Source organism: Helicobacter suis, assembly GCF_902196125.1.
Taxonomy (GTDB): Bacteria; Campylobacterota; Campylobacteria; order Campylobacterales; family Helicobacteraceae; genus Helicobacter; species Helicobacter suis_B.
Genome location: NZ_CABIKG010000067.1, coordinates 1 through 667, shown reverse-complemented (window position 1 = coordinate 667; position 667 = coordinate 1). Strand labels below are relative to the sequence as shown.

Here is a 667-nt window from a genome sequence, read left to right as displayed (position 1 = left end):
TGCTAGCGTCTTGATTAAATAATCTATGAAAGCCTTTAGCAATTTCTATAAAGTCTTTTGCTCCTTGACTCTTAAAGGTGCTAGCTTTAAGCTCCTCTAGCTTTTGCATAAACTTAAAGCTATCAAATACGCTAATATCTTGGGTATCAACTAAAGACTTTTTAAAAAGTCTATCTAGCATGTTAAGTTCTAATACTTCCCTATTAGGCGCGCTTAAACCTTTGCTAATGGTACTTAAATTATCTAGCTCATCACCTTGTCCCTTAGTAAATTTAATCAAACTATCTAGGGCTTGATCTTGGCTTTTATAGCTATCTCTTAACCCTAACTTCTTTACATCTCTTAGGGTTTGCTTCATAGTGGCATAATCATTTAATGCGGTGTTGTAAAGCTCCTTATACTGCTGCATTTTACTAGGCGGGAGTTGTTCAAATAAATTATTAATCCCCTCTTTAATGTCTCTTCTTAAAAAGCTTTCTAAAGCTTGATTGATATGATCTTTTAAATTAGCGTCTTTGGTGTTTTTATAGTAGGCATTGAGTAATTTAAGGGAGCTATTTAACTGCTTGAAGTTTACCCCCTTAGGGTTATAAATATTTTTCTCAATGGTGTTTAAAAAGGGTTTGGCCTCTTGTAATAGCCCTTGATCTTTTAACTGCGCTTTAAA

The 667-nt window shown here is 33.9% G+C and carries 1 pseudogene; it reads right to left on the bottom strand.

Going from position 1 to position 667, the window contains the following annotated elements:
* A pseudogene (locus tag G6Q00_RS08345) lies at positions 1-667 on the bottom strand (hypothetical protein); the annotation flags it as partial.